Genomic DNA, 8,676 nt, shown 5'->3' on the forward strand with positions numbered 1-8,676 from the left:
GAGCCATGCGCCGGAACGCTCCGGAAATGTCACGGAGGCTCTTCCCTGCGACGCGGCGGATGCGCACCTATCGGCAGAGCTGGCCTCCTCGCTGCCGGTAGAACTCCACCGGGTCGACGGCTTGGCCGTTGGCCTCAATCTGCAGGTGCAGGTGCGCTCCGGTGGACGCTCCCCGATTTCCGACCGCGGCGATGGGCTGGCCGGCTTGAACGGATTGCCCTTCGCGGACCAGATTGTGGTCGTTGTGGCCGTAGATCGTCACGATCCCGTCCCCGTGCTGGATGCGGACCCACAGCCCGTAGCCGGACGCCGGGCCTGAGCTGATCACCGTGCCGGAGTTGGCTGCCAGGATCGGAGTACCGATGGGCGCACCGATGTCGAGTCCTTTGTGGAATTCGCTGCCGCGATAACCGAATGCGGAGGTGCAGGTGCCGCTCGTGGGTGTCGTCCAGCCGCCGGTCGTCGCACTGGTCGTACAGGTGGCACCTTGGACAGCCCCGACGATCTGGCGCGCTGCTGGCTCGAATTTCCCGTAGCGGTCAGGAAAGCCTGATCGCTGCACGGTCTGGGCGGCCACGGTGACCGGCATGTTCTGCCAGTTCGGCAGCGCCAGCAGATGCCGGTAGAACTGCTCGCTGCTGTAGGTGGGGTCCATGATCTGCGTGACACTTCCCCAGCCTTGGGACGGCCTCTGTTGGAACAAGCCGACGCTGTCGCGATCGCCGTAGTTCAGGTTCTTCAGTTGCGACTCGGTGAGCGCCGTGGCGACCGCGACGACCCAGCCTTGCTCGGGCACGTTCATCCGTTTGCCGACAGCGACGATCGTCGCTGCGTTGCTCATCTCCTGCGGTCCGTACCCCGCTGCCGAGGTCGCGCTCGCCCCGGCGGGGGCACAGTTCATGCCCCCGCCGGAACTGCTGGAACTGCCGAATACGGCTTGAACCACAGCGATGGCGCCGCCACCGATGAAGAGCATGATCACGACGACGAACCCGGCACCGGCGGCGGCCACCTTGCCCATGGCGCATCACCTCCACGGATGCGCGGGGTCGGGCGGGGGCATCGGGGAGGGCGGGGCCACCTCCGGACGTGCGGTGGCGGGCGTGGCGGCGGCCGTCGGACGCTGCCCACCGCTGGGGGCCGAGGCGCGCAAGTTCGGCCAGAGGGTGGGCAGGTCAGCCAGCGCCACCCGACCGGCGGTGCCGGACTCGTCGAGCCGTCGCCAGCGCGGCGCGGCCATATCGAGCGGGTCCGCCGCGGCCTCGCCGCTGCTGGTCGCCACGGGTACGCGTGCAGGCCGGTCGAGACCGCGCAGCGCCTCGGTCATCACCCTGCGTGCGTTGACCTCGCGCCTGGCACTGGGCAGCCACACCAGCACGGGTGTGGTGATGCCCGTGACCTCGGCCAGCCGTTCGTAGCGGGCGAGCTTGCCCGCCAGGCGGGACAGTTGCTCGGTGCCGAAGTCGAACTCGATGAACCACTCGACGTCCCGGCCAGTCTCACGCCAGCGTCCGTAGCCGTCCGGGGTGACGATGTCGCCCCAGTGCCGGCCGCACCGGGCGGCCGACCACCACGCCGCGAGCACACCAGCGGCACCGGGTTGACGCGCTCGGCGGATCAGGGTGGTGAACAGTCCGTTGCAGCCCACGGTGTGCGCCAGCTGTAGCGAGAATGCGCGTCCGATCTCGCGTTCACGGCTGTAGCCCAGTTCCTTGTGGTCGATGCCGTCTTCGCGAGCGAGGGCGACAGCTCCGGCGGTGTCGAGGACGTAGTACATCGGGTGCGATCCGCGGTCGCGGTGCGGCTGGAACCGGTGCAGTACGCCCCACTGGTAGAGGTTGCGCAGGCGCAGGTTCGCCCCGCGGCGACCGGTGAAGGCGATATCGATGATTTGGGTGCTGGTGAGCACGTGGTGCTCGAACAGCATCCGGCACAGCCACCGGTCGCGATCGGTGAGATGCCGGGCCAGCCACGCGTGATGCTCGGCCGAGTTGAGCACCCGCGCAACAGGTCGTTCCGGCCGATGTGCACGCAATTGTCGTTGCTGGGTGGGATTGCTCACCATCGTGCCGTGCACCTCCAAGGACGGCAGGACGCGAGAACGCCCTGCGGGCAAACGGAAAAAGCTGAAGGGTCAGGCCGCGCGGCGCGGATCGAACGCCACCGGCTGGACGTGCTCGGCCGGATCGGGCGTGCTTCGAGGCTCGGTGTTCACGAGCGCGAGCCGACGGATCTCCTTGGCCCGACCGGGAATCGCGGGCTGAAGCTTCTCGGTGACCGCGGTGAACGGGGGAGCTTCCTCGCTGTCGAGCACCAGCCGCGCGGCGATGTGGAATCGGCCCAGATTGGCGAGGTCGTGCTCGGAGAGCCGGGGCGCGGTATGCCGGGCCAAGTCTCTGGCGTCTTCGGGCGACGCCGAGAAAATGATCTTCGAGCGGGCGTTGGTGCTGATGCCTTCCTCCAGTTCGCGCGGTAGCTGCCGCAGGTACTGGTGCGCGAGCGTCATCGACATCCGGTAGCCCCGGGCTTCGGCGAGCATGTCTTCCATCGGGTACGCCAGATTGAGGAAGTTGTGGCACTCGTCGATGTAGAGCGAGGCATCGTGCCGGTCGCGCTGCGGTATCCGGGCTCGCCGGGTGGCGGCCTGCCAGGTGCGGGCCACGACGATCGAGCCGATCAGGCGTGCGGTGTCCATCCCGAGCGCGTCCTTGCCCAAACGCACCAGGCAGATTCCGCCGTCGAGTACCGCGTCCATGTCCACTGTGGATTCGCCACCGGCGAGGGATGCCCGCACGAACGGGCGCAGCAGCAGGCCGCGGAGCTTGTTCATCAGCGGCGCGACGACCTGTGCCCGGCTGGCGTCGGACAGATCGTCGTACCAGTGCCAGAACCCGGTCAGGACGTCGTCGGAGATCTGTTCGAGCGCACGCTGCCGGAATGCGGGCACCGTCAACAGTTTCGGCAGATCGGTCAGCGTGGGTGTGCCGGGCAGCTCGCGCAGGGTCAGCAGACCGGAGCGCAGGATGTCCTCGGTACGCGGCCCCCAGCTGGAGGCGTAGACGTGGGAGAAGATCGACACCAGGTTGTCCACGGTGCGGGCGGTGTCGTCGCCTTCGAGCGGGTTGAGCACGGGCGGGCGGGAGCGGCTGTCGGCGTCGAAGAGCACCACTTTCTCCCCGAGCCGCGAGGGCAGCCGCATCAGGGTGTCCGCGACCAGGTCTCCCTTGGGATCGATCACGACCAGGCCGCGGCCGGCGTTGGCGTCGTCGAGGATCATCCGCGCCATCAGCTCGCTTTTGCCTGACCCGGTCGCACCCAGGATGTGCAGGTGATGACGCGCGTCGGCGACGCGTAGCCCCACCGGCCGGGAGTGGCCGGAGTCGGTGATCCCGATCGGTTTCACTCCGGCGCCCGCGGTGGCGATTCCCGGTGGCGGCGGCACCGCCTTCGCTCCGGCGCGCTGCAAGCCGGGCACGGCCTCGTCGGTCGGGACGTGCGCGAGCGCGGCCAGTTCGGTGATCGAGAGCAGATCACCGGAGGTGAGGCGTCGTTCGGCCACGGACTGGACCGGGTGCGCGAGCCGGACGCGACGGTAGTAGTTATGTTCGCTGTAAGCCGCGAACGCGCTGGCGATGGCATGCCCGCGTCCGCGCAGGTGCTCCCGCACCGGAACCCGCTCCGCGCCGGTCGCGTGCTCGTCGACCAAGGTGGCCACGGCGTACCGGATGCGGGTCTCGTACTGGGAGCTGCGCTGCTTGGCCACGATGACCCGGTCCTGCGCCGAGGTTTCCAGCGAGGTCTGGTGATCGACGACCGGCCGCTTCGTGGTCGCGTGGGGTTTGCGCGATCCGGTGTGCGGGGTGATCAGGTCCAGGAGGCGCCCGGCCAGCCGGACCGAGCTGCCCGTGCGGACCCGGCGGGCGGCTCGGCGGGCTTTGCGGACACGCGCGCCGGTGACCGGGCGCGCAAGGATCTGCACCACGGCACGTTCATGAGTGGCCATGCCGACCGGAGCGCCCAGCAAGGCACGGACCGGATCAGTGGGGAAGTCCGACCGGATGGGCAGTGCCTCGCTGCGGGCCAGGCGCAGTTCGCCGCCCACGGCCTCGGCCGCTTTGCCTGGCGGGTTGGCCAAGGGGATCGGCGGCTTGGCCGGGGCTGTGCGGGTGTGCGCGCCGGGCCAGGCAGCCTCGATGGCGCGTTCGGCCATGCCGGGCGGCACGACGCCCGGCAGCCACAGCCGCAAGGCGACTCCGGCATGGGAAAACACGTACTCCCACACGATGTGCGGCTGGCCGTGCATCCGCCGTTTCCAGCCGGACCGCAACAGCCCGACCAGGTTGGAATATAGAGCCGCCGCGCCGTCCGGATCGACCGTGGGCGGAGCCAGCACTGTGACCACCCGGGCGTCGGCGGCCATTCGGTCATGGCACCGGCGCGTCCACCACCGTCGCCCGACCACGACGCCAGCCACCGCAAGCGCGACGGCCGGCCCGACCAGTGGCCCCCAGGTCAGTGCGAATTCCCGCAGTGCCGTAACAACAGCGCGCATTGCGGCACCGGGATCGCGCAGGTAGTCCTGCAACGGTGAGGCAAGCGTCCTCGATGACGCGACAACAGATTGAGTGGATGACATCAGAAATCCCCTCTCTCGCAAGGAAAAGTCGACAGGACGCGGATTCAGGCCGCGTGTCGCTCGGCGTCGTCCTCGCTCGGTTGGCCTTCCGGCATCGAGGTAGGTGCGGACGGGTCGTTGGGCACGAGTCGCAGATGACGGCGCCGCTTGTGTGTTCGTTCGGCGTCGATCTCGGCCTGCCACTCCGACAGCCGCCGCCCGCCCATGCGCTTGAGGAACTGCGGGATGCGGTTTGCGGGCACCCCGACCAATCGCGGGCCGAGCACGGCGAGCAGATCCGAGGCTTCCTGCGACGACCACCCGGCCTCGGTGATGGCGTCCTCGTCGGGAAACACGTCGGCGACCCGGTCACGGTCGGGGTCAATGAAGGAGTCTTCGCGACCGCCGTAGCTGTACACCCACAGGAAGTTCTCGGGCGGGTCAGGTTCGATCAGCCTTTTGAATCGGCGAACTTCCTTTGTGTAGCAATAGAAAGTCACCTGTGGGCAGGCTCGCATCACGCGACACCACGCCAACGTGTAGGCATCGCTGAAAAAATCGCCTGCGTCGTGAACCCTGACAAATTTCCCGACCAGGCGCGGTGCCGACAGTTCGCGGATCATTGCCTCTGTCCAACCGGGAAGATCGTCCATAACGAACGCGAGATTGGCTGTATGCTTGGCGTTGACCGCAGGGAAGAGATAAGTTCCGTTGCGCGCGTAGCAGATCCGAGTGCACGCGCTTGCCGCCGGGCAGGTCACCTGCGTCCGTCCGTCGGGCAACCGGGCGGCCAGTGCAGGCAGAGTCCAGTTCCAGACACCGATTGCGCGCATCTCCCGGTTCTGTGTCAGCAACCGGGCTGGCCGCGCCGGAACCGTAGTTATGTGGGCGGAAGAAGACATGCGACACCTCGCAAAGGCAGTCAGTCGGGGTGCAAGAAACGAGCAGAAACGTTGTGGTTGAAGGGATCGATCCGTCGCGGTGGGGCGGGTTACGCAGCGCTGCCGAGGTCGACGTGACCGTCAGCGTCCGCATCAAGCGTCAGCTCGGTGTCGTCGACGCCGAGATCGACAAACGTGCCGCCGTCGTCCGTGCTAGATTCGTGTTCCGCGTACTGCGCCAACTCGGCCGGATCTGTTGTGATGAGCGCGTTTTCCTGCGGCGAAGCCAGCGACTGGAACGCGACTCTCTGCGTCCCGGTCGAGAGCAAACCTTGTCCCTTGTCCGCGGAAATCAGGAACTGCTTCTCGCCCTCGGACAGGTTGAAGGTCGCCACGATCTCGTCGATCGCCTGCGGCGCTTGACGTAGAAGGATCTGCGTAGCCGCGTTCGCGATGATCGCCTTACCCAAGTCTGTCCCGAGGACATCGCCGACATCTTGGGTCGCGATCGTCAAGCCCGCCCAGTGTTTCCGGGCTGCTTTGGCCATCCGGTGCAGAAAACGCGCCCCGGCAGGGTCCTGCATGAGCAGCCACGCTTCGTCGACGGTGATCAGTCGTGGCCGCCGGATGGCCGGGTTGGACACCCGCCGCCACACCGTGTCCAGCGTGAGCAGCGTGCCGATCGGCCGGAGTTCGTCGGGCAGGTCACGCAGGCTGAACACGGTCAGGTGCCCCTCGGGCCGCGTGGTGGCCGGCCCGGAGAACATCGCCGAGAACGCGCCCTCGACGAACGGATGCAACCTGGAGCCGAGATCCGTGGCGACCGGATCGCCGGTGGCGGTGAGGATTGCGGCGAGATCCGCCAGCAACGGCGCCTGCCTGCCCCAGGTCCGCGGGTCGCTGGTGATCCCGGCTTGCTGGTAGGTGGCCATGATCGCCCGGTCGAGCACGGCGCGCTGCTGCGCAGACAGTTCGGTGCCGAGCAGCACTCCGATGACGGTGTGCAGGAACAGCGCCCGGCGCGTCAGGGCGTCCTTGGGGGCGGTGCGGCGACCGTCCGGGCGTACCGCGATCGGCAGGTCGAACGGGTTGATGCGGACATCGGCGTCGCCGAGGTGGATGTAGGTACCGCCGATGGCCTCGCACAGCCGCCGGTACTCGTCCTCCGGGTCGATGATCGCGACCTCGACCCCGCGGTAGAGGCTGCGCAGGGTTTCCAGCTTCACCAGGTAGGACTTGCCCGCACCGGAGCGCCCGAGCACCACCGCGTTGTAGTTGTCCGCAGAAAAACGGTCCCAATGCACCAAACCCTGCGATCCGACGTTGAACCCGTACAGCACACCGGCCGGTGCGGCGACGCTGGTCGGGTCAGCGGGCGGCAGATCGGGGCTGGTGAAGGGAAACGCGGCGGCCAGCGCACTGGTGTCGAAGGTGCGGCGCATCCCGATGAGATCGAGCGCCAGCGGCAGGGTGGACACCCAGCCTTGCAGCGACCGGTAGGTGGTCGGCTGCGCGTTCATCAGCAGCGACGCCGCGAGCGCCCGCACCGCGGCCACCTGCTCGCCGAGATCGGCTTCGCTGGTGGCGTGCACGGTCAGATACAGGCCGAGCCGATACAGCTTCCCTTCGCCGCGGGCGACGCGGGCCGAGAGGTCGTAGGCGTCCTCGGTGGCGGCCTCGACCATCGGGTCCAGCAAGCGTCCCTTCTCGCTGGTGTGTCGCCGTCCCGATTCCAGCTTGGACAGCTGGCGCTTGAGCCGGTTGGCGGCGGTGACCGGGTCGATCGGCTCGATGTGCAGGGACACGTCGACGCGGCCGGGGTAGGACAGCAGTGGCTGCAGCCACCCCGCATGCACCTCGCGCGGGTAGCCGGTGATCGCGAAGGAGGAGACCCATTCGCCGCCGATCTCCAGGTGCCGGGGTGCGACTGACAGCGAATCCGGCGTGAACGCACTGGCCCTGCCCAACGGTGCATTCGTGTGCGGCTTCCCACGGCCTCGAATACGGCCGAACTTGCTGCTCATAGGTCCCCGCCCTCCCATTCATCCAGGGCCGACGGCTCCGGCGCAGCGCTGTCGCGCCTGTCCCAGCTGGCCGTGCTTCGGTGATGGACTGGTGGCTCGTCGTCGGGGTCTGCAGCGGCGGTGGTGATCACCTCGTCCGCGCCGGCCAGACCCGCCGAGGGCGGGATCAGGCTGTCCGGGTTGCATGCGGTGGCCAGCACGGCGGTGGCCTGCCCGGCGTCCAGAGGCGTGATCGTGATCCCGGCCGGGGAGAGCAGTTCGGTGGCTTCGCCCAGCCTCCGCACGAGCCGGGTCTCCGCCGAGCGCCGCGCGGTCTCGGTGACCTCGCCGTCCCGGCTGCGGGCGCGTCGTGCCCGCAGCGCGGCGAGCGGGGACGCGCCGCCGAGCCCGTCGGTCGGCCCCGTGGCGCGGATCGGCTCGCGTAGCACCAGCAGTACCTGGCGGCGCAGCAGATCGGTGGAGCGGCGCAACTGGTCGAGGTAGGTCGCGTGCTCGGCCGCGGCGGCTTCGAGCATCGGATGCGGCAACCCGGGGGCGGCCTCGCGCAGGTCGCTGATCTGACGGCTCAGGTCCAGCCGTTCGGCTCGGATGAGCACCTGTACCGGCGCGGAGATCGAATGCAGATACCGGCCGAAGCTGGCGACTAGAGCTTCCTGCTCACCGGGCGTGCGGAGCGCGAAGTTGACGGTGCTGGCCACCGCGACCATCGCGACCCCGTCGGGGCCGAGGTCGACGACACCGGCCTCGGTGACTCCTTCCGCGGGCAGCCGCAGCGCCGCCGGAGATACCTCCGATGTGCTCGCAGCACCGGTGGCATCGGTCGCGGTGATACTGCTGGTCAGCCACTCGGGTGCGGCCCGCACCCCTTCGGGAGCGGCGACCCGGTGCCGAGGTTGCAGCCGCTGGCGGACCGCGGCGAGCAGCAGCCGGTCCAGGCTCATGCCATCGCGCTGCCCCAACGCCAGGACCGCGGCACTGACCCCGAGAGGAACAGCGACGATCAGGAAGACCGGCAGCGGCACCACACCGCGGGCCAGCGTCCAGGCGCCGTAGAGCACGATCCCGGTCACCGTGAGGATCGCCAGCTGGCGAGCGGTGAGGTTGGCCAGGACGCGATCCTCGCGATCGACGTCGGACGGGATGCGTACGGGCTGGG

At 68.7% G+C, this 8,676-nt stretch carries 6 protein-coding genes; all 6 read right to left on the reverse strand.

Annotated features, from left to right (window positions below):
• Window positions 1–67: 67 nt before the first annotated feature.
• Complete coding sequence (locus tag BA062_RS37730; protein ID WP_110343932.1) at window positions 68–1,021, reverse strand: M23 family metallopeptidase; 954 nt, start codon at window positions 1,019–1,021, stop codon at window positions 68–70.
• Between the two features lie 6 nt (window positions 1,022–1,027).
• Window positions 1,028–2,065: a replication-relaxation family protein gene (locus BA062_RS37735; protein ID WP_110343933.1), complete on the reverse strand. Its 1,038-nt coding sequence runs from the start codon at window positions 2,063–2,065 to the stop codon at window positions 1,028–1,030.
• A gap of 69 nt (window positions 2,066–2,134) precedes the next feature.
• Window positions 2,135–4,636, reverse strand: coding sequence for a type IV secretory system conjugative DNA transfer family protein (locus BA062_RS37740; protein ID WP_110343934.1), 2,502 nt, complete (start codon window positions 4,634–4,636; stop codon window positions 2,135–2,137).
• Between the two features lie 44 nt (window positions 4,637–4,680).
• On the reverse strand, window positions 4,681–5,517 hold the full coding sequence (locus tag BA062_RS37745; RefSeq protein WP_110343935.1) for a GP88 family protein: 837 nt from the start codon (window positions 5,515–5,517) through the stop codon (window positions 4,681–4,683).
• An 89-nt stretch (window positions 5,518–5,606) separates the two neighbouring features.
• Window positions 5,607–7,520 (reverse strand): VirB4 family type IV secretion system protein, encoded by a 1,914-nt coding sequence (locus BA062_RS37750; RefSeq protein WP_110343936.1) that lies wholly within the window; start codon window positions 7,518–7,520, stop codon window positions 5,607–5,609.
• Window positions 7,517–8,676, reverse strand: a 1,160-nt coding sequence (locus BA062_RS37755; RefSeq protein WP_245960228.1) for a PrgI family protein, incomplete at its 5' end; no start/stop codon positions are given. The genes BA062_RS37755 and BA062_RS37750, both read right to left, overlap by 4 nt.

Origin of the sequence: Prauserella flavalba (genome assembly GCF_003202235.1) — a bacterium.
GTDB classification, from domain to species: domain Bacteria; phylum Actinomycetota; class Actinomycetes; order Mycobacteriales; family Pseudonocardiaceae; genus Prauserella_A; species Prauserella_A flavalba.